The 19,545-nt window shown below is 64.8% G+C and carries 13 protein-coding genes and 3 pseudogenes; 7 read left to right on the forward strand and 9 right to left on the reverse strand.

The features are described from left to right. Window positions 1-12 precede the first annotated feature (12 nt). Window positions 13-831, reverse strand: a complete 819-nt coding sequence (locus ONR75_RS30370) for an MBL fold metallo-hydrolase (protein ID WP_265080521.1) — start codon at window positions 829-831, stop codon at window positions 13-15. Between the two features lie 214 nt (window positions 832-1,045). After that, on the reverse strand, window positions 1,046-1,954 hold the full coding sequence (gene bla / locus ONR75_RS30375) for a class A beta-lactamase (RefSeq protein WP_413776402.1): 909 nt from the start codon (window positions 1,952-1,954) through the stop codon (window positions 1,046-1,048). A gap of 93 nt (window positions 1,955-2,047) precedes the next feature. Here bla and ONR75_RS30380 point away from each other — a divergent pair, with 93 nt between their 5' ends. Next, window positions 2,048-2,941 (forward strand): LysR family transcriptional regulator, encoded by an 894-nt coding sequence (locus ONR75_RS30380; protein WP_265080523.1) that lies wholly within the window; start codon window positions 2,048-2,050, stop codon window positions 2,939-2,941. A 130-nt stretch (window positions 2,942-3,071) separates the two neighbouring features. Here ONR75_RS30380 and ONR75_RS30385 read toward each other — a convergent pair. The 3 genes and pseudogenes from ONR75_RS30385 to ONR75_RS30395 form a co-directional block, all read right to left on the reverse strand. Then, a pseudogene (locus tag ONR75_RS30385) lies at window positions 3,072-3,347 on the reverse strand (GIY-YIG nuclease family protein); the annotation flags it as partial. A 383-nt stretch (window positions 3,348-3,730) separates the two neighbouring features. Next, window positions 3,731-5,344, reverse strand: a complete 1,614-nt coding sequence (locus ONR75_RS30390; protein WP_265080525.1) for a phosphoenolpyruvate carboxykinase — start codon at window positions 5,342-5,344, stop codon at window positions 3,731-3,733. 188 nt (window positions 5,345-5,532) lie between these two features. Then, window positions 5,533-6,262: pseudogene (locus ONR75_RS30395) on the reverse strand (HugZ family protein). Between the two features lie 217 nt (window positions 6,263-6,479). Here ONR75_RS30395 and ONR75_RS30400 point away from each other — a divergent pair. The 5 genes from ONR75_RS30400 to ONR75_RS30420 all read left to right on the forward strand — a co-directional run bounded on the left by ONR75_RS30400 (window position 6,480) and on the right by ONR75_RS30420 (window position 10,466). Next, window positions 6,480-7,181 (forward strand): response regulator transcription factor, encoded by a 702-nt coding sequence (locus ONR75_RS30400; RefSeq protein WP_044412750.1) that lies wholly within the window; start codon window positions 6,480-6,482, stop codon window positions 7,179-7,181. A 104-nt stretch (window positions 7,182-7,285) separates the two neighbouring features. Beyond that, window positions 7,286-9,091: a sensor histidine kinase gene (locus ONR75_RS30405; protein WP_320109675.1), complete on the forward strand. Its 1,806-nt coding sequence runs from the start codon at window positions 7,286-7,288 to the stop codon at window positions 9,089-9,091. After that, the gene (locus tag ONR75_RS30410) at window positions 9,088-9,615 is read left to right on the forward strand and encodes an HPr kinase/phosphorylase (RefSeq protein ID WP_265080526.1); all 528 of its coding nucleotides are present in this window, start codon (window positions 9,088-9,090) and stop codon (window positions 9,613-9,615) included. Before ONR75_RS30405 ends, ONR75_RS30410 begins: the two co-directional genes overlap by 4 nt. 129 nt (window positions 9,616-9,744) lie before the next feature. Next, complete coding sequence (locus ONR75_RS30415; RefSeq protein WP_265080527.1) at window positions 9,745-10,146, forward strand: PTS sugar transporter subunit IIA; 402 nt, start codon at window positions 9,745-9,747, stop codon at window positions 10,144-10,146. Then, on the forward strand, window positions 10,143-10,466 hold the full coding sequence (locus ONR75_RS30420; RefSeq protein ID WP_265080528.1) for an HPr family phosphocarrier protein: 324 nt from the start codon (window positions 10,143-10,145) through the stop codon (window positions 10,464-10,466). Before ONR75_RS30415 ends, ONR75_RS30420 begins: the two co-directional genes overlap by 4 nt. Before the next feature lie 68 nt (window positions 10,467-10,534). On the opposite strand, the gene ONR75_RS30425 is transcribed toward ONR75_RS30420, so the two are convergent. Beyond that, complete coding sequence (locus ONR75_RS30425) at window positions 10,535-12,160, reverse strand: glycosyltransferase family 39 protein (RefSeq protein WP_265080529.1); 1,626 nt, start codon at window positions 12,158-12,160, stop codon at window positions 10,535-10,537. Between the two features lie 124 nt (window positions 12,161-12,284). On the opposite strand from ONR75_RS30425, the gene lepA reads away from it, so the two are divergent. After that, on the forward strand, window positions 12,285-14,090 hold the full coding sequence (lepA, locus tag ONR75_RS30430; RefSeq protein WP_265080530.1) for a translation elongation factor 4: 1,806 nt from the start codon (window positions 12,285-12,287) through the stop codon (window positions 14,088-14,090). A 179-nt stretch (window positions 14,091-14,269) separates the two neighbouring features. On the opposite strand, the gene ONR75_RS30435 is transcribed toward lepA, so the two are convergent. From ONR75_RS30435 to ONR75_RS30445, 3 genes and pseudogenes are all read right to left on the reverse strand, one after another. Next, window positions 14,270-15,325, reverse strand: coding sequence for a lipase family protein (locus ONR75_RS30435; protein ID WP_265080531.1), 1,056 nt, complete (start codon window positions 15,323-15,325; stop codon window positions 14,270-14,272). Window positions 15,326-15,591: 266 nt separating this feature from the next. Further along, window positions 15,592-16,755 carry an acyltransferase family protein gene (locus ONR75_RS30440; RefSeq protein WP_265080532.1) on the reverse strand — a complete coding sequence of 388 codons (1,164 nt, stop codon included), beginning with the start codon at window positions 16,753-16,755 and terminating at the stop codon, window positions 15,592-15,594. 191 nt (window positions 16,756-16,946) lie between these two features. Then, window positions 16,947-19,180, reverse strand: a pseudogene (locus ONR75_RS30445) (putative bifunctional diguanylate cyclase/phosphodiesterase). Window positions 19,181-19,545: the final 365 nt, after the last annotated feature.

Here is a 19,545-nt window from a genome sequence, read left to right on the forward strand (position 1 = left end):
GCCGCGCTTTGCCTACACCCCGTCGAGGATGATCACCGTCGGCACCGCTGGCAGCGCCCCCAGCGACATCCGCAGCGTGCGCTCGCTGCGCCGGTCGATGGCGAACTGCTGGCCGATCTTGCTCATGAATTCGCTCAGCGGCGTCATGAAGCGGTGCATCGGCAGCACGATCGAGGCGCGCAGCCTTTTGGTGATCTCGGACACGCCGTCAAGCGACATGGTGTAGCTGCCGTCGATCGGCACCATCACGATGTCGAGCCGGCCGATCGCCGCGAAATGGCTCTCGTCGAGCTTGTGGTGGAGATGGCCGAGATGGCCGATGCACAGGCCGGCAACCTCGAAGATGAAGATCGAATTGCCGTCGCGGATCATCGCCGCATTGCTCTCGTCGAACATGTAGCGGCGAATGTCGGTGGTGACGTTGCGGATCAGCACATCGCCGACGCGCCGGTCGATATGCGCCGGTCTGCCGTCGTCGCCCCAGCCATGCAGCACCAGCCCGATCTTCGGATCGGGATTGAGGGTGTAGTGCGTGCTGTGGGCGCGGTTCATGGTGACCACGTCGGGCAGCCGGCCGGCGCTGTGGAAGCCGCTGTAGTCGGTCGCGATCCGCACCCCGCCCGGCGTATCGATCACATAGGTGGAATGGCCGGCATAGCTGATCGCCACTTCCTCGGCCTTCGCCGCGGTACGCCGCAGGCTGACCGGCACGGCGCGCGGCGGCGCGCCGGCCATCGCCAGGCACTCGCTGCCGCGCGGCGCATCCTGCGCCAGGACCGGCGCGACCTGCGCACCCAGCAACGCCATCACAACAGCAAGCGATCGCAGCATGGCCAGCCTCCGGAGAAGACAAGTGTCTCGCAAGATCCGTGCACTTGGCGGCGCGGTCAAGCCTGATCCTTCAAGCCCCACACTCAGCTGTCGTCGCCCGGCCAGCGCGCACTTGCGCGAAGGACCGGGCGACCCAGTAAACGCCGGCGCCGTTTTTGCGCGCCCGACCAACAGAAGGAAGCGTCCGCATAGCCGCCTCCTTCACGCCCGGTCGTCAGCCCTTCCGGTCGATCGTGGCCGCAATCGCCTGCGCGACCGCCGCGATGACTGCATTTTTCCGCTCCGGCGAAACACTCGACTGCGTCAGGTAGACTGCGAGCATGATCGGCGCGCGCTGCGGCGGCCATATCACTGCGACATCGTTTGCCGTGCCCTGTTCCCCGGTGCCGGTCTTGTCGCCGACGCGCCAGCCGGGAGGCAGCCCGGCGCGCAGCCGGGTGTCGCCCGTCTTGTTGCCGACCAGCCAGGCAATCAGTTGATCGCGCGACCCGGACGACAGCGCATCGCCCGTGACCAGCGATCGAAAATCGGATGCCATGGCGTTCGGCGTCGTGGTGTCGCGCGGATCGCCAACCTTGCCTTCATTCAGAGCGGGCTCGATGCGATCGAGCCGGGTGACCTGATCGCCAAGCGTGCGCACGAAGGCGGTGACCCCGGCCGGTCCGTCCAGGCTCGCCAGCAGCAGATTGGCGGCCGTATTGTCGCTGAGGGTGATCGCCGCTTCGCAGAGTTCGGCCACCGACATGCCGTCTCCGTCGATGCGTCCCTGCGTCGTCGGCGAATAGGCCACGAGGTCGCTCTTGCCGAAGCGAATCCGTCGCTCGAGGTTTTCCTTGCCTGCATCGACGCGCTTGAGAACCGCAGAGACGGCAAGCGCCTTGAAGGTGCTGCACATGGGAAACCGCTCGTCCGCGCGATGACCGATTTGCGCGCCCGTCGCGGTGTCGAGCATGGCGACGCCGAGTCGCCCGCCACTCTCGGACTCCAGCCTCTTCAATGTCGCGGCGATCGCATTGTTCGGCTCGCCTGCGGCGAGCGCCTCGTTCGGCCGGCTCATCAAACCCGCTCCAGTAAGGCTCGCGCCGGTTGCTATCAAAAACCTACGTCTGTTGATCATTCGCATCGTCCTCCGTTGCGGCGGCAAGATGCGGAGCGCGACGGACATTGACAAACGATCATTCATGGGGCGAGACATAAGAAAAATTTGGGTCGCAAAATGAAGTCATCGCATCTGCCGCTCAACGCCCTGCGCGCCTTCGAGGCTTCGGCACGGCAACTCAGCTTCACGCGCGCCGGGCTGGAACTGCGGGTCACGCAGGCGGCGGTCAGTCATCAGGTCAAGAGCCTGGAAGACACGCTGGGCGTCCAACTGTTTCGCAGGCTCCCGCGCGGCCTCGCTTTGACCGACGAGGGGCAGGCGCTGTTGCCGACGATTGCCGAATCGTTCGAGCGCATCCGTGCAACGCTGGACCGCTTCGAGGACGGCCGCTTCCGCGAGGTCATCACCGTCGGCGTGGTCGGAACCTTCGCGACCGGCTGGCTGCTGTCCCGCCTGACGGCGTTCGAACGCGCTCACCCCTATGTCGACCTTCGGCTGCTCACCAACAACAACCGCGTCGACATTGCCGGCGAAGGCCTCGACTTCGCGATCAGGTTCGGCGACGGGTTGTGGCATGGCACCGAAGCCACGCGACTTTTCGCCGCGCCGCTGACGCCGGCCTGCACGCCGCAGATCGCAAAAGAACTGCGCAGGCCTGCGGATCTCAAGCGCCAGCCATTGCTGCGCTCCTATCGACCGGACGAGTGGCCCCGGTGGTTTGCCGAAGCGGGGATCGCCGGCCCGACGATCACCGGTGCGATTTTCGATTCCTCGATCACCATGGCGGAAGTTGCCGCGCGCGGCGCCGGTGTCGCTTTGCTGCCCGCCAGCATGTTTGCCCATGAACTGCGCGAGGGCCGGCTGGCGCGTCCGTTCAAGATCGAAATCACCCTGGGCGCCTACTGGCTGACGTCACTGCGATCGAAGCGCCCGACCGCGGCGATGCTGGCGTTCAAGACCTGGCTGCTCGACAGCGTCGCGGCGTCGAACCCGGATGGCCAGTCGACATAGCGCGCGTCGGCGACATACACACGCGGTGTCATCGCCCGGCCGGCGCGCACTTGCGCGCCGTGACCGGGCGACCCAGTACACGCCGGCCTGTCCGCCCCGCACTGGCGCTCACAACACCGCAATGACCGGGTAGATCATCCCAGTTCGGATTATCCTTCTCGATCAGCGCGATCTTCCAGGCCCGTGGCCATTTCTTCAGGCGCTTCTCGCGATGGATGGCGTGTTCGATGTGATCGAAATACTCGAAATAGACCAGTCGATCGACGCCATACTTCCTGGTGAAGCCTTCCGCGATTTTTGTCTTGTGCTCGTACACCCGACGAATGAGATCATTGGTCACGCCGATATACAGCGTGCCCCCGATCTGGCTGGCGAGGATGTAGACGTAGTAGTGATGCTCGCGCATCGTTAAAGTCTGTGTTTACTGGGTCGCCCGGTCAAGCCGGGCGATGACAGTTTTTTCCGGGTGAGCAAGCGGACTACACTCCGGAAAATCCAACACTCAGGTGTCGTCGCCCGGCCTGCGCGCACTTGCGCGAAGGACCGGGCGACCCAGTACATGCCGGCCTCAAAGTTGCGCGAAGCGGACAAATCAAGCGCTCCGCCCGGTCCTGCGGGTGCAGCGCGACTTAGGCCGAAACTCCTGTGTCTACTGAGTCGCCCGGTCCTTCGCGCAAGTGCGCGCCGGCCGGGCGATGACAGCTGAGAGGTTGGCAAAATTGAGCAACAAGAAACAAAAAGGGCGGCCTTGCGGCCGCCCTTTTGCAATCCACACCGATGCAGCGAAACCTACTCCGCCGCGAGCTTCAGATCGGGCGCAGCGGCGCGGACGTCGGCGTCGACCTGGGCTTCGAACTTGGCGAAGTTCTTCTGGAACATGCCGACCAGCGCGCGGGCGGTCTTGTCGAACTCGGCCTTGTCCTTCCAGGTATTGACCGGATCGAGGATTTCGCTCGGCACGCCCGGCAATGCGGTCGGCACAGCAAAGCCGAAATACTTGTCGGTGCGGAATTCGACGTTGCGCAGCGAGCCGTCGAGTGCGGCGGTCAGCAATGCACGCGTCACCTTGATCGGCATGCGGCTGCCGACGCCGTATTTGCCGCCGGTCCAGCCGGTGTTGACCAGCCAGCAATCGACATTGTGCTTGGCGATCAGGTCGCGCAGCATGTTGCCGTAGACCGACGGATCGAGCGGCAGGAACGGCGAGCCGAAGCAGGTCGAGAATTCCGGCTGCGGTTCGTTGCCGAGGCCGCGCTCGGTGCCGGCCACTTTCGCGGTGTAGCCGGACAGGAAGTGATACATCGCCTGCGCCGGCGACAATTTCGCGATCGGCGGCAGCACGCCGAAGGCGTCGGCGGCAAGCATCACCACGTTCTTCGGCTGGCCGGCGCGGCCGGTGCGCGAGGCGTTCGGGATGAAGTCGAGCGGATAGGCCGAACGAGTATTCTCGGTCTTCGAGCCATCGTCGAAATCCGGCACCCGCGTATCCTCGTCGAGCACCACGTTCTCGAGCACGGCACCGAAGCGCTTGCTGGCAGCGTAGATCGCGGGCTCGGCTTCGCCGGACAGCTTGATGCACTTGGCGTAGCAGCCGCCCTCGAAATTGAAGACGCCGTCGAGACCCCAGCCGTGCTCGTCGTCGCCGATCAAGGTACGGTTCGGATCGGCTGAGAGCGTGGTCTTGCCGGTGCCGGACAGTCCGAAGAACACCGCGGTGTCGCCGTTCGGGCCGACATTGGCCGAACAATGCATCGGCAGCACGCCCTTGGCGGGCAGGTAGTAGTTCAGCGTGGTGAACACGCTCTTCTTCATCTCGCCGGCATAATAAGACCCGCCGATCAGGACGATCTTGCGGGCGAAATCGATGGCCACGACATTCTCCGAGCGGACGCCATGGCGTTTCGGATCGGCCTTGAAGCTCGGCAGGTCGATGATGGTGAGTTCGGGCACGAAGTGCGGCAGCACAGCGGCCTCGGGCCGGATCAGCAGCGTGCGAATGAACAGCGAGTGCCAGGCCAGTTCGGTGAAGACGCGGGTCTTGATCTGGAACGTAGGGTCGGCGCCGCCGAACAGATCCTGCGCGAACAGCGACATGCCTTCAGCATGCTTCTTGAAGTCGACGTACAGCGCCTCGAACTGCTCCGACGTGATCGACTGGTTGCCGGCCCACCACATGTTTTCGGTGGAGGCATCGCGTACCGTGAACTTGTCCTTCGGACTGCGGCCGGTGAAGTCGCCGGTGTCGGCACACAGCGCGCCATCGGCAGACAGCACGGCTTCGCCCGCTGCCAGCGAGTACTGGTAGAGTTGCGGCGCGCCAAGATTCCAGTGCACAGCCTTGAGATTTTTCAATCCGAATTTGTCGGCGCCAAAGGCACCGTTGCGTACGCCCGTCTCTTGCACAGAAAATCCTCCTTGAGCCCGCGTGCCTTGCGTTGGCGATGGTCTGACGTCGCCGATCGACCGCGGTAGCCCTCCAATATAGCGCTGGGGTCGTGGTCCGGCGACCTAATAGTGACCAACGTCCGAAATGCCAAGCCGATCCGTCATATTTGGTTTACTCTAGCGCGAGCCTTGATCCTGCTCAAAGGTCAGCCGCGCGCTTGCGCTGCAAGCTCGACGAGCACTTGTCGCAGTGCACCCGGCGTGACGATGCGCCGCGGAAAATCGAGCCGCAGTGCGGTCGCACCATCGGCGAGATCGAGTCCGTCGGGATCGTAGCCGGTGCAACGCCAGTCTCCGGGCGCAGCATCGAGCAATCGGGTGGCATACAGATTGAGCGCATCGCGGTGGTCGGTATTCATGTGATCGACCGCGCTCTGCTCGGCCTCGAGCAAGGCGTCGGCATCGCTGAGATCGGTGAGAAATTGCACTGGCGCGAGGTCATTGATGCGGCCAAACCCGGCAACCAGGTGAGCGCCTGTGGGCGCGATCCGGAAGAACGAGAAATCCGCAAAGTTTACAAACACTTCTGCCGATGGATGGGCATTGAGGTAGCGCTGCCGCAGGTTTGCCGCAACGTCGCCTTCGGCCGGCTCGGCGACCCCGGCCAGCATGATCTCGCGCGCCTTCCAGCGGATCGCCGGCGGCCCGCTCGTCGAGCATGACAGACACCCGGGGATCGGCCAGGATATTGCGGGTGTGCACGGCAAGTCGTGAAATCAGCAGGATCGGCGCCCCATCGGGGGCGCTGGCAAGGTTGACCAGCGAGCAGTATGGCGCGCCGGTGCCGGCCATCAGGGTGGCCAGGGCGCCCTGCCGGCTGCGCCGCAGCAGCGAACGGGCCAGCCGGGCAGGATCGAAATCAGCGGTCGGTTGCATCGGTCAATCTCCGGCATCTCATTGCAAAAAGTGCCTTTTTCTCGCCAATCCAATGGCTATATGCAATGGAACCGACAGATCATTCAGACGTTCAGGGAACTCGGTCACATTTCAGCCCAGCTTGCATTGCTCGTTGACTGTGCTCTCAAGGCCACCTCTAACGGCGGATTGTCGAAATCCTTCGCGTCTCGCCACTCCCGCTTCGGAAAGCAGGCTCATGCCCACAATCGCTTTGGTCGACGACGACCGCAACATTCTCACATCCGTCTCGATCGCGCTTGAAGCCGAAGGCTATCGCATCATGACTTACACGGATGGTGCGTCGGCTCTCGACGGTTTCCGGACCAGCCCGCCGGACCTGGCGATCCTCGACATCAAGATGCCGCGCATGGACGGCATGGAGACGCTGCGCCGTCTCCGGCAGAAGTCCGACCTGCCGGTGATCTTCCTGACGTCCAAGGACGAGGAGATCGACGAATTGTTCGGCCTCAAGATGGGCGCCGACGATTTCATCCGCAAACCGTTTTCGCAGCGGCTGCTGGTGGAGCGCGTCAAGGCCGTGCTGCGCCGCGCCGCGCCGAAGGATCCCACCGCTGCGCCGAAGGAAACCGACGCCAAGGCGCTGGACCGCGGGCTGCTGCGCATGGATCCTGAACGCCATACCTGCACGTGGAAGAACGAGCCGGTCACCCTCACGGTCACCGAATTCCTGATCCTGCAGGCGCTGGCCACCCGCCCGGGCGTGGTGAAGAGCCGCAACGCCCTGATGGACGCCGCCTATGACGACCAAGTCTATGTGGACGACCGCACCATCGACAGCCACATCAAGCGGCTGCGCAAGAAGTTCAAGGTGGTCGACGACGACTTCGAGATGATCGAGACCCTGTACGGCGTCGGCTACCGCTTCAAGGAAACCTGATCAGACGCGCCGGAAACAACAGCCGCTGGGGCCTGACGGCCCCGGCGGCTTGGCGTAGACTGCGGAACAGGGCGCGACGTATCGCCAACAACCGGGCTTTAGCATTGCTGGATCGAACGCAGCCTGATGGAAGCCTGGACACCGACGGCACGTCGCCGCTCGCGCCGGACTCCGCCGTCAACACCGAAACGTCGGGCTGGCAGCGGCCGCTGAACTGGCTGCGCAGCGCGCGGCGGTTCTTCGTCGCGCTGACCTTTTCCAGCCTGACCCGCCGCATCGTCTCGCTGAACCTCGCCGGCCTGATCGCGCTGGTCGCCAGCATTCTCTATCTGTCGCAATTCCGGGCCGGCCTGATCGATGCGCGCGCCCAGAGCCTGCTGGTGCAGGCCGAGATCATCGCCGGCGCCATCGCCGCCTCCGCCACGGTGGAGACCAACACCATCACTATCGATCCGGACCGGCTGCTCGACCTCAAGCCCGGCGAGACCTATGGCGCCCCCGACGAATTGTCGGGGCTGGATTTCCCGATCAATCCCGAACGCGTCGCGCCGGTGCTGCGGCGACTGATCTCGCCAACCAAGACGCGCGCCCGCATCTATGATCGAGATGGCGTGCTGATCCTCGACAGCCGCAGCCTGTACGGCCGCGGCGACGTGCTGCGCTTCGAACTGCCGCCGCCCTCCACCGAAAAGCCCGGCTTCGCCGAACGCGCCATGATCGCGGTGCGCACCTGGCTCAACCGCGGCGACCTGCCGCTGTACCGCGAGCTCGGCCCGGAAAACGGCAACGGCTATCAGGAAGTCGTCCAGTCGCTGGACGGCATGAAGAGCAGCATGGTGCGCATCAACGAGCGCGGCGAAGTGATCGTTTCGGTGGCCGTGCCGGTGCAGCGTTTTCGCGCGGTGCATGGTTCGCTGATGCTGTCGACGCAGGGCGACGACATCGACCAGATGGTCACCGCCGAGCGCCTTGCGATTCTGAAAGTGTTCGCGGTGGCGGCGGTGGTGATGATCGTGCTGTCGCTGCTGCTGGCCTCGACCATCGCGGGCCCCGTCCGCCGACTCGCCGACAGCGCCGAGCGGGTCCGCCGCCGCATCCGCACCCGCGTGGAAATTCCCGACTTCACCAGCCGCCGCGACGAGATCGGCCATCTCTCCGGCGCACTGCGCGACATGACCGACGCGCTTTACAATCGCATCGAGGCGATCGAGAGTTTTGCCGCCGACGTGTCGCACGAATTGAAGAACCCGCTGACCTCGCTGCGCTCGGCGGTGGAGACGCTGCCGCTGGCGAAGAACGAAAACAGCCGCGGCCGGCTGCTGGCGGTGATCGAACACGACGTGAAGCGGCTCGACCGCCTGATCTCGGATATTTCCGACGCCAGCCGGCTCGATGCCGAGCTGCAGCGCAACGAGGTGGCGCCGGTGGACATCCGCCGCCTGCTGACCACCCTGACCTCGGTGGCCAACGAGACCAAGCTCGGCCACGACGTCGGCGTCGAGGTCCGTTTCGAAGGCCCGGCCTCCGATACCTTCTCGGTGCCCGGCCACGACTCCCGGCTCGGCCAGGTGATCTCCAACCTGCTGGTCAATGCGCAGTCGTTCTCGACCCCGGGCGGCAAGGTGCGCATCGTCTGCCGCCGGCTGAAATCCGACATCGAGATCCTGGTCGACGATGACGGCCCGGGGATCGAGGACGAGGCGCTGGAACGGATCTTCGAGCGCTTCTATACCGACCGGCCGCACCAGGGCTTCGGCCAGAATTCCGGCCTCGGCCTGTCGATCTCCAAGCAGATCGTCGAGGCCCATCGCGGCCGTATCTGGGCCGAAAACCGCGTCGGCCCGGCTGGACCGGCAGGCGACATCCCCGTCCTAGGCGCCCGCTTCGTCGTCCGGCTGCCGGCCACATGACATCGCCCGGCCCGAGCATCCACGCCTCTGCCGTGCTGGTCGGCGACCTCGGCGCGGTGCTGATCCGAGGGCCGTCGGGCTCGGGCAAGTCGCGGCTGGCCTTCGATCTGATCCTGGCCGGGCGCAGCGGCGTTTTGCCACCTGCGACCCTGGTCGGTGACGACCGTATCCTGGCGGAGCATCGGAACGGCGCGCTGGTGGCCCGACCGGCGCCGGAGCTCGCGGGACTGATCGAGGTCCGCGGGCTCGGCATCCGGCGAATGACCTTCGTCGCCGAGGCCACGGTTCGCCTGGTGGTCGATCTTGACGCCGGCGACGCTGAACGGCTGCCGCCGCCGGCAGCCTTGCGCACCACCGTGATGGGCATCGAATTGCCGCGAATCCCGGTGGCACAGGGCTTTTTCGCGTTACCCTTGGTGGTCGCCGCGCTGACGACAACCGAAGGTTACGAATTGATAAGACAGATGGACGATTGCCTGAAGGGGTTTGGTAACCATATATCCCCCACTATCGCCACCGAATAGACCCGCGCCGCCTCCCCTACGCTCGCATTTTTAAGGGAGAATCGCGAAGAGCCCTCTTGCATAGGGGCTCTGGATGGTCAAAGTGGCCCTTTCGTGCGGTGCACCAAAAGCACCCACGAGGAGTTTCCGATGATTGGTCTAGTACTTGTGACCCATGGGCGCCTTGCCGACGAATTTAAGGCAGCGCTTGAACACGTGATGGGTCCGCAGAAACAAATCGAAGCCGTCACGATCGGCGCTGAAGATGATTCCGATTTGTGTCGAAGTGACATTATCGAAGCGGTGAACCGCGTCGATACCGGAGACGGTGTCGCTATCCTCACAGACATGTTCGGCGGCACACCGTCGAACCTCGCGATCTCCTGCATGAGCCGCCCCAAGGTGGAGGTGCTCGCAGGCATTAATCTCCCGATGCTGGTCAAACTCGCCAAGGTCCGCGAGGAGCGCACGCTTCCCGACGCCATCGCCATGGCCCAGGAAGCCGGCCGCAAATACGTCACCATCGCCAGCCGCGTGCTTGCCGGCAAATGACCGACAGGACCGACCAGGCAGGCGCGCCCGAGACCATCGGCACCGGCTCCAGCCCGGTCTCCCGCGAACTTCCCATTATCAACAAGCGCGGCCTGCACGCGCGCGCGTCTGCGAAATTCGTGCAGATGGTCGAACGCTTCAACGCCGAGGTTTCCGTCACCCGCAACGGCGAGACGGTCGGCGGCAACTCGATCATGGGACTGATGATGCTGTCAGCCGGCCCCGGCACCACCATCATGGTCTCCGCCATCGGCCCAGACGCCGAAGCCGCCATCGCCGCGCTGACCGAACTGGTCGGCAGCAAGTTCGGCGAAGAGTAGGTCGCCCCCTTTCTTGCTTCCCCACCGCGCGAAGCTTAGCCCGGCGGGCGAAAGAAGAAGCGAGCCCCTCACTGCCCGGGCGCCACGACATAGACATTCCACACGGTCGCTGCGCCGGCATGGCCCTTGAAGAACCGCCGCGTCGTGATCACCATGCGCTCGGCATTGGCCGCATTGACCTTCATCCAGTCGCCACAGAGTTGCTCGTGCCAGTCCCCCACCTCGCAGATGCCGATGAAGCCGTCGCGCTTCGCCTCGTCCAGCGAACTCAGGCCTGAGGACCACGGCTCGTTCGGCGTCAGCGGCATCGGATGATCGACGCTGTAGAAGGTCATGGGGTCGCCGACGTCGGTATAGGCGGTCACCACCGGCCAGCGGCTGTGGAAGCGCTGATGCCACACATCGGTGAGTTCACGCGCCAGCTGTGAATGAGACCCATGGCTCATGCTGCCGTCGGCATTGCGCGGCAGGGTGAGGAGCGCAATCTGCGGCGCCGTTGCCAGCACCGCCAGCGTCAGCACCAGCCAGATCGCAGCCAGCCGCGCCAGCGCGGCGCGCCGCACCCGTAGCGACGGAATCGCAACCACCGATAACGGCACCAGGAAGAACAGCGAGATGCCCCAGTCGGTCTTGAGGTAGATCTCAAAGATCAGCGCGCCGACCGGCGGCCCGACCGCGACGATGGCCTGGATGAGCCAGACATTGAGCGCCTGATCGGTCCGCACGCCGGGATTGGCGGCGCGCGACCAGGGCTGCGCAATGAAGCCAGCAGGGTCGCGCCACGCCATGGTCCACCAGCGCCGGCGCCAGGCGATCGCCGCGGCGGCCAGCGCCATTGGCAAAGCCAGCAGCGCGAGATTGTGGCCGATATAGCCGAGCACGAGCTGCACGTTTTCACTGCGGTTCGACTGCGCATAGGTGCCACCGGCATAGGTGAACGGCACGAAATCGACCTGCCGCAGCCAGATGAAATGCGGAATCATCGCCGCCGCCATGGTGACGATGGCCGCCCACGGCGCCCATGAGCGCAGGAACGCCATACGCGCCGGATGGATCAGCGCGGCGAGGCCGACCGCGCCGATCATGGTCGCGACCCAGTATTTGGTCATCAGCGCCAGCGCGCCGGCGAGGCCGAGCAGCACACCCGAGCGCAGCGTGCGCTTGTCGAAGGCGTCGAGATAGGCCAGCACCACCAGCGGCAGGGTGACCAGCTGCAACAGGTCCGGATTGTACTTGAAGCCCTTGAAGTTGAAGATCGGATAGAGCGCCAGCATCACCAGCACCAGGAACGCGCGGCGGCGATCCACGACCTTCAGCGCGATGGCCCAGCAGATCATCATGCCGGTTCCGACCGTGGTCATGGCCAGCGCATAGGTGGCCCAGTCCGCCGGCGGGAACAGCATGAACCAGGCGCCCGCCACCCAGCCGGACAGCGGCGGGTGCTTGCCATAGCCGAGCAGGAACTTCTGACCCCAGGCATAGGCCTCGGCGACGTCGAAATGCACGTCCTGCGCCGCCTTGAGTTGGGTCAGGATGGCGGTCCACAACACCACATGGGCGAGCGTGAAGCCGAGCGCGAGCCACAAGCTGAGGCGTTCGTCGCCGGCCCAGGCGACAAGCCGGGCAGCGCCGCGGCGGAATTGCGAATGCCAGCGGGACCGGGGCCGCGCAGGCAGGGAAAGGGTACTGGTCATGGCCCCCTGCCTAGCGCGTTTTGCCCGCCAGCGAAATCAGGATGCCGTGAGGAAAAGCCGCCCTAAACCGCTGTAAAGCCGCAATAAGGTTGCCGCTTTGCGGCGCGAATGCTATCCCGCGCCCATGACAACTGTCCCGATTTCGAACGTCCGCAACTTCTCCATCGTCGCCCACATCGATCATGGCAAGTCGACCCTCGCCGACCGTCTGATCCAGACGACCGGGGGTCTGCAGGCGCGCGAGATGAAGGAGCAGGTGCTCGACTCGATGGACATCGAGCGCGAGCGCGGCATCACCATCAAGGCGCAGACGGTGCGCCTGAATTACCATGCCAAGGACGGCAAGGAATACATATTCAACCTGATGGACACGCCCGGCCACGTCGACTTCGCCTACGAAGTCTCACGCTCGCTGGCGGCCTGCGAAGGCTCGCTGCTGGTGGTCGACGCCTCGCAGGGCGTCGAGGCGCAGACCCTCGCCAACGTCTATCATGCGCTGGATGCCGGCCACGAGATCGTCCCGGTGCTCAACAAGATCGACCTGCCCGCCGCCGAGCCCGACCAGGTCAAGAAGCAGATCGAGGACGTCATCGGCATCGACGCCTCCGACGCGGTGATGATCTCGGCCAAGACCGGCATCGGCATCGACCTGGTGCTGGAAGCCATCGTCACCCGGCTGCCGCCGCCCAAGGGCGACAAGGACGCACCGCTCAAGGCGCTCTTGGTGGACTCGTGGTACGACGTCTATCTCGGCGTCGTCGTGCTGGTCCGCGTCGTCGACGGCGTGATGAAGAAGGGCATGCGCATCCGCATGATGGGCACCAACGCCGCGGTCGACCTCGAGCGCGTGGGCTACTTCACGCCGAAGATGACCACGGTGGACGAGCTCGGCCCCGGCGAGATCGGCTTCATCACCGCCGGCATCAAGGAAGTCGCCGACACCCGCGTCGGCGATACCATCACCGACGACCGCCGCCCGGTCACCGAGATGCTGCCGGGCTTCAAGCCTGCCGTCCCCGTGGTGTTCTGCGGCCTCTTCCCCGTCGACGCCGACGATTTCGAGACCCTGCGCGCCGCCATGGGCAAGCTGCGGCTCAACGACGCCAGCTTCTCCTTCGAGATGGAGACCTCCGCCGCGCTGGGCTTCGGCTTCCGCTGCGGCTTCCTCGGGTTGCTGCATCTGGAGATCATCCAGGAGCGCCTCAGCCGCGAGTTCGATCTCAACCTGATCGCGACGGCGCCGTCGGTGATCTACAAGATGCACCTCACCGACGGCCAGGAGATCGAGATCCACAATCCGATCGACATGCCGGATGTGGTGAAGATCGCCGAGATCCAGGAGCCATGGATCGAGGCCACCATCCTCACCCCCGACGAATATCTCGGCTCCGTGCTGAAGCTGTGCCAGGAGCGCCGCGGCACCCAGAAGGAGCTGACCTATGTTGGCGCCCGCGCCATGGTCAAATACGACCTGCCGCTCAACGAAGTCGTGTTCGATTTCTACGATCGGCTGAAGTCGATCTCCAAGGGCTATGCTTCCTTCGACTATCACCTCACCGACTACAAGGCCGCGGATCTCGTCAAGATGCAGATCCTGGTCAATGCCGAGTCGGTCGACGCGCTCAGCATGCTGGTGCATCGCACCCGCGCCGAAGGCCGCGGCCGCGCCATGGTCGAGAAGATGAAGGACCTGATCCCGCCGCACATGTTCGTGATCCCGATCCAGGCCGCCATCGGCGGCAAGGTGATCGCCCGCGAAACCGTCCGCGCGCTGCGCAAGGACGTGACCGCCAAGTGCTACGGCGGCGACATTTCGCGTAAGCGAAAACTTCTGGAGAAGCAGAAGGAAGGCAAGAAGAAGATGCGGCAGTTCGGCAAGGTCGACATCCCGCAGGAGGCGTTCATCGCCGCGCTGAAGGTGGATAGCTGAGGCACCACGCGCCTGTCATTCCGGGGCGAACGCAGCGCCAGCTGCGAGCGAGCCCGTAATCCCAAGATGCGCGAACATCTCTGGAATCACGGCAATCACATGGGCCGCGATAGCGTAGCGTATTGCGCCGCGGCAGGCCGACGGATCACGCTTCGCTGATCCGTCCGGCCCCCTCCCCGTTACTTCCCAGCCTTCGGCAGCGCCTTGCAGTTGCTCGTGGCCTCCAGATCCTTGAAGCGCGCGACGACCCAGGCCTGGGCGTCGGCGCCGCCCTTGATCATCGAGCCGTCATGGTCGGCGCCGGCGACAGGCACGTAATCGAGCCGGTTGCCGCGGGCGCAGAGCTGGCGCGCGGCGTCGTCGGTGGCCTCCGGCATCACGGTGACGTCGTCCTTGCCCTGCACGATCCGGGTCAGCGTCTTGATGCGCAGCAGGCCGGGCTCGTTGCGGCGCGCCATCATCTTGAAGGCGCGCAGGTCCGGCCGCTTCACGAACTGGTCCTTGGCGATGGCCGTCGACCAGTAGCCGGTGGTCAGCGCATGGGTCATGCAGCCCTGCATCAGGTCCGGCAGATGCGACAGCGCTGTCGGAGTCAGGATGCGCTTGAGATCGATGGCCGAATTGCTGCGGGCAAAGGATTGCAGCGTGTACAGCACGTAGGGCAGCGACAGCTCGTTCTTGGCCGAGGTCATCACCAGCTTCAGCCGGTCCATGATGTGCGAGCCCGGCGCGAAGGCGACGTTGCCGTGCAGCTTGAATTCGGGTACGTAAGACGGCCCGATCGACGCGGCGAACAGGTCGACCTGGCCGCCCTGCGAATGCCCGACGACCGTATAGTCGGTGCCGAGGCTGGGCACGATCTCGCGCCCCGCGCGCAGCATGTCGAGCGCGTTGCGGCCGGTCGGCACGCCCTGCAGGAACGGATGATTGCCGGCCACGCCGAGCCCTTCATAGTCGGTGGCGACGATGGCGTAACCCTGCTTGACGTAGCTGTCGAGCAGCATGCGGATCACCGCGATATAGGCGTGTTCGGGGCCGCTGTCGGTGTCGCGCGACGGCGCGCAGGCCGCCGCCAGCCCGGTGGTGCCGTGGGTCCAGACGATCACCGGCCAGCCGCCGGCCGGCGCATCGCCCTTGGGAATCGACAGCGTGCCGGACACCGCCACGATGCCGCCTGCCGCACTGCTCGAGCGGTACAAGACGAGGCTGTTCTGCGCGGCGCTCGGCAGCGCCATGGTGCCCTCGAAAGGCCGCGCCCAGATCACCGAACCGCGCTTGCCCGAGGGGAGCGGGGATGGGGGTGTAGAATGCCTCGCCTGCCGGTCCAGCCGGGATGGATGCCGCCATCGCGGGCGCTGCGGCGATCAGGGACATCACGCAGGCGAGCGCGGCGAACGATTTCTGCATCAAGGACATCAACGACTCACTCTTGGTTTGAGCAAGGCCGCACCCTGGCACAGAATGATTGCCAGCCGATGAAGCGAATACCGTTCGCGACGTCTTACGCTTCGGCCGGTCGCGACGATGCAACAGGAAGCGGGATGGTGTCGGGTGGTGCTGCACCGCGCGGCGGCGGCTCCGCCCATGCCAGGCGGCAAACCGACCAGAACAGCTTGAGCATGTCGCGTTCCAGGAAGCGGCTGGTCAGCGCGGCGGCGGCAACGCAGGCGGCGAGCGTGACGGGAACGTTGAGCCAGGCCGCAGACAGATCGCTCAGCCCGGCCGACGCATAGAGCCAGCGCAGGCCGTGAATGACGATCATGTGCTCAAGATACAACGTGTAGGAAATGTCGCCGAGATAGCGCAATCCGCGCAGCTCGGGCAGGTCGATGGTTTCGCCCGCCGTCGAGAGCGCGACGATCAGCATGGCATAGCCGGAGGCGAGGCCGAGCGTACCGGGCAGGATCGGATCGAACGTGTTCCACAGCGCGAACACGGTGGCCGCGGCGGCGGTCGCACGGCACATCCAGGCGCGGCCGATGCGCAGACGCGAACGATGCAGCACCGCCGCCAATCCGCCGAGCGCGAATTCCCACACGAAGGGACTGGTCGCAAGCTTGAGGTAGCCGAACGGATACGCCGTCGCCCAGGATTCGTAGATGCCGGTCAGCGACGCGCCATAGGCCAGCGGGATGACCAGCAGTGTGACGACGCACCAGGCGGCGAGAAACAGCCAGCGCCAGCGCGCAAACAGCAGCGAGACGGCAAACACAGCATAGAAATAGACTTCGAAGCCAAGCGTCCAGCCGGGGCCGATGATCTGGTCGGCAAACAGCGTGTCGTAGCTTCCCGGCACGAACAGCAGCGATTTGATCAGCATCAGCCGCGTGGCATCGTCGCCGATCAGGCCCCAGCCGAAACGCGCGAAGCCGACGACCAGCGTCAGGACAAGATAGGCCGGCCATACCCGCTGCATGCGCTTGCCAGCAAAGCGGACCGCCGAGCGCCATCCGCCGCGATCGCCCATGGTGGTATGCACCATGATGAAGCCGCTGATGACGAAGAACAGATCGACGCCGGAGCCGAGATGATGCAACGCGCCGAGCAGCCACTCGGTCGAGGCGTCGGGGACCAGATACACCGCACAATGGGAGATGACCACGCCGGCGGCGGCGGTACCGCGCAGCACCTGCAACCAGCCCAGCCGCTGTTTGGAATCCGTCACCGCAATAGCTTTCAAAGAAATAAGAGGCCGCGAAAAATGGCGTCGGCGCCCCGCCGGAGCAAGAACTACGCGCCGCGCCTTAACGACGGGATAAATCGACGCGATCGGAACGGGGCTGCTGCGATATGCCAATACCCATCGCGCGTTTTTTCGGATACGCGGCCCGGAAACGCCGCCGAGACCGGTCCCGTTCACGCCACCTGGGCGCGGACCGTCAATTCGGAACCGGGGTCGGCACCGCATTGCGCTTTCAGCAGTTCGATGATCTCGGCATTGGGCCGAGCCTTGCTGAACAGGAAGCCCTGCGCCTCGTCGCACCCCTCGGCGCGCAGGCAGGCCAGTTCGGCTTCGGTCTCGACGCCTTCGGCGGTGATGGTGACGCCGAGGCCCATGCCGAGGCTGATGATCGAACGTACGATCGCCTGGGCATCGCGGTTGCCACCGAGGCCGCGCACAAACGACTGGTCGATCTTGATCTTGTCGAACGGAAAGCTGCGGAGATAGCTGAGCGACGAATAGCCGGTACCGAAATCATCCATCGAGATGCGCACGCCGAGCGCGCGCAACGCGTGCAACGTCGCCAGCACCTGGCTGCTCTTTTCCAGAAGCAGCGTCTCGGTAATTTCGAGTTCGAGCCGCTTCGCCGGCAGGCCCGATTGCTTGAGCGCGTCCATCACCAGCGACAGCAGATTGCCGACCCGGAACTGCAACGGCGACAGATTGACGGCGACGCGGACATCGTCGGGCCACTGTGCGGCCTCCATGCAGGCGCGGCGCAGGATCTGCGCGCCCAGCACATTGATCAGGCCGGTATCTTCGGCGACCGGAATGAAATCGCCCGGCGAGATCATGCCGCGCTCCGGATGCTGCCAGCGCACCAACGCCTCGAAGCCGGTGATGCGCCCACTCTTCAGGTCGATCAGCGGCTGGTAGAACGGACGCAGCAAGTCGCCCTGGATCGCGGCGCGGAGATCGATCTCGATCTTGCGGCGACTTTGCGCACGGGCGTCCATGTCGGTTTCAAAGAAGCTGAAGGTGCCGCGCGCGTCGTTCTTGGCCCGCGACATGGCCATGTCGGCGTTCTTCAGCAGCCGCTCCGATTCATCTCCATCGCTCGGCGCCATGGCGATGCCGATGCTGGCGCCGATCACGACCGAGTGGCCGTCGAGCAGATAGGGCTCACCGATCGCTTCAAGCAGCCGGCGGGCCAGCAAGACTACGTCCTCGGGGCGGTCGATGCCGCTCTGGACGATGGCGAACTCGTCCGAGTTCAGCCGCGCCATGGCGTCTTCCTCGCGCAGCGACGAGCGCAGCCGGCGGGCGACGCCGCGCAAAAGCTTGTCGCCGACCTCGTGGCCGAGCGTGTCGTTGACCGCCTTGAAGTTGTCGAGCCCAAGAAACAGCACAGCGGTCTTCTCGCCGCTGCGCCGGGTCTGGGCGAGGATCTCATCGAGGCGCTGGCGCAGCAGGTTGCGGTTGGGCAGCCCGGTCAGCCCGTCATGATGCGCCATGAAGGCCAGCCGCATCTCGGCGCGCTTGCGCTCGGTGATGTCGAGCAGCGCCAGCATCACCGCGGGCTCGTCGTCATAGACGAGGCGCCGCGAATAGATCGCGAGATCGATCAGCGTGCCGTCGGCCTTGACGTGCTTCCAGGTGCGCACCGCCTGTTCGTCGCTGCTGGGATCGCCGGCCCACGGCACGTCGGACTCGAACGCATGGAGATGGCGGATCGTCAGCTTCTCGAATTCGGGGCGCGTATAGCCGTAGTGCTCGACGGCGGCATCGTTGACACCGAGGATGCGCTCGTCATCCTGCCCGCAGACGATCATCGGCACCGGGTTGCTGTCGAACAGCAGCCGGAACGAGGCTTCGCGCTGCTTCAGTTCTGTAATGTCGATGCGGATGCCGATCAGGCCGCCGTCTTCGGTCAGCCGTTCGTCGATCAGGATGCAGCGGCCATCGGCCAGGTGCTGCTCGTGCTGCTCGCCGGGCTGTTGGAGTTTGGCCAGCCGCTCGGCAATCCACTCCTCCTCGCGACCGACCGCGTCGGGATAGTCCCCGCGGGCGACGCCGACGCGGATGGTGTCCTGCAGGCGCGCGCCTTCCCGGAACAGATCCGAACTGCGACTGTAGATTTCGGAGTACTTTTGTTCCACAGGATGTAGCGGCCTTCGGCATCGAGAAACACGATGCCCTGCGGCAGGATCTCGATGGCTTCGCGCAGCCGCTCATGGGACGTGCGGGCCTGCGCGATCGCCGCCTCGGCTTCGGCTCGCTTGCGCACGATCTCCCCGATCGGCGTCGACGGCCGCCGGACCTTGAGCGTCAGCTTCGCGGCGGGCTGCGCCGAGCGGGCAAGCCGCGGCGCACGGGCTTTCACCGCGGATTTCGGAGGCTTCCTGGCTGACGGCCGGAATTTCGGCATAGATCTTCCACTCGCATTCTGCGCGTGCCCTTTAGTGCAAGAAGTGTCTGAAAAAACAGTATCACTTGCCTTTCGAATGCAATCACGCGTGGTCATCTGCCGCGCGCGTGTGCACAAGCTTTGCACGTTTGGTATGCGATCTTTTTGATCCGTGTTCACGGCTTGTTAACCCGCGCAGGCATTCACGCATTATTGCGCTAGAGAGCACGTGCCGCGAGCAACACGACCCTCGCCTGCGCCGGAAAATGCACTGCCGGGCGCAGTTGGGCCAAAATTACCGGCAATCTTGCACGTGGTTAGCAAGTCATTAACGAACACTCCAATACCGATACGGGAGTGACGATTCACAACCGTGGCTTCAACGG

The sequence above is a fragment of the Rhodopseudomonas sp. P2A-2r genome (assembly GCF_026015985.1).
Taxonomy (GTDB): Bacteria; Pseudomonadota; Alphaproteobacteria; order Rhizobiales; family Xanthobacteraceae; genus Tardiphaga.

Excerpts from the sequence above, each read along its gene's own strand:
- lepA (WP_265080530.1), top strand. The coding sequence starts at position 12,285 with ATGACAACTGTCCCGATTTCGAACGTCCGCAACTTCTCCATCGTCGCC.
- ONR75_RS30420 (WP_265080528.1), top strand. The coding sequence starts at position 10,143 with ATGACCGACAGGACCGACCAGGCAGGCGCGCCCGAGACCATCGGCACC.
- ONR75_RS30410 (WP_265080526.1), top strand. The coding sequence starts at position 9,088 with ATGACATCGCCCGGCCCGAGCATCCACGCCTCTGCCGTGCTGGTCGGC.
- ONR75_RS30380 (WP_265080523.1), top strand. The coding sequence starts at position 2,048 with ATGAAGTCATCGCATCTGCCGCTCAACGCCCTGCGCGCCTTCGAGGCT.
- ONR75_RS30415 (WP_265080527.1), top strand. The coding sequence starts at position 9,745 with ATGATTGGTCTAGTACTTGTGACCCATGGGCGCCTTGCCGACGAATTT.
- bla (WP_413776402.1), bottom strand. The coding sequence starts at position 1,954 with ATGCGAATGATCAACAGACGTAGGTTTTTGATAGCAACCGGCGCGAGC.
- ONR75_RS30435 (WP_265080531.1), bottom strand. The coding sequence starts at position 15,325 with ATGGCGCTGCCGAGCGCCGCGCAGAACAGCCTCGTCTTGTACCGCTCG.
- ONR75_RS30370 (WP_265080521.1), bottom strand. The coding sequence starts at position 831 with ATGCTGCGATCGCTTGCTGTTGTGATGGCGTTGCTGGGTGCGCAGGTC.
- ONR75_RS30425 (WP_265080529.1), bottom strand. The coding sequence starts at position 12,160 with ATGACCAGTACCCTTTCCCTGCCTGCGCGGCCCCGGTCCCGCTGGCAT.
- ONR75_RS30400 (WP_044412750.1), top strand. The coding sequence starts at position 6,480 with ATGCCCACAATCGCTTTGGTCGACGACGACCGCAACATTCTCACATCC.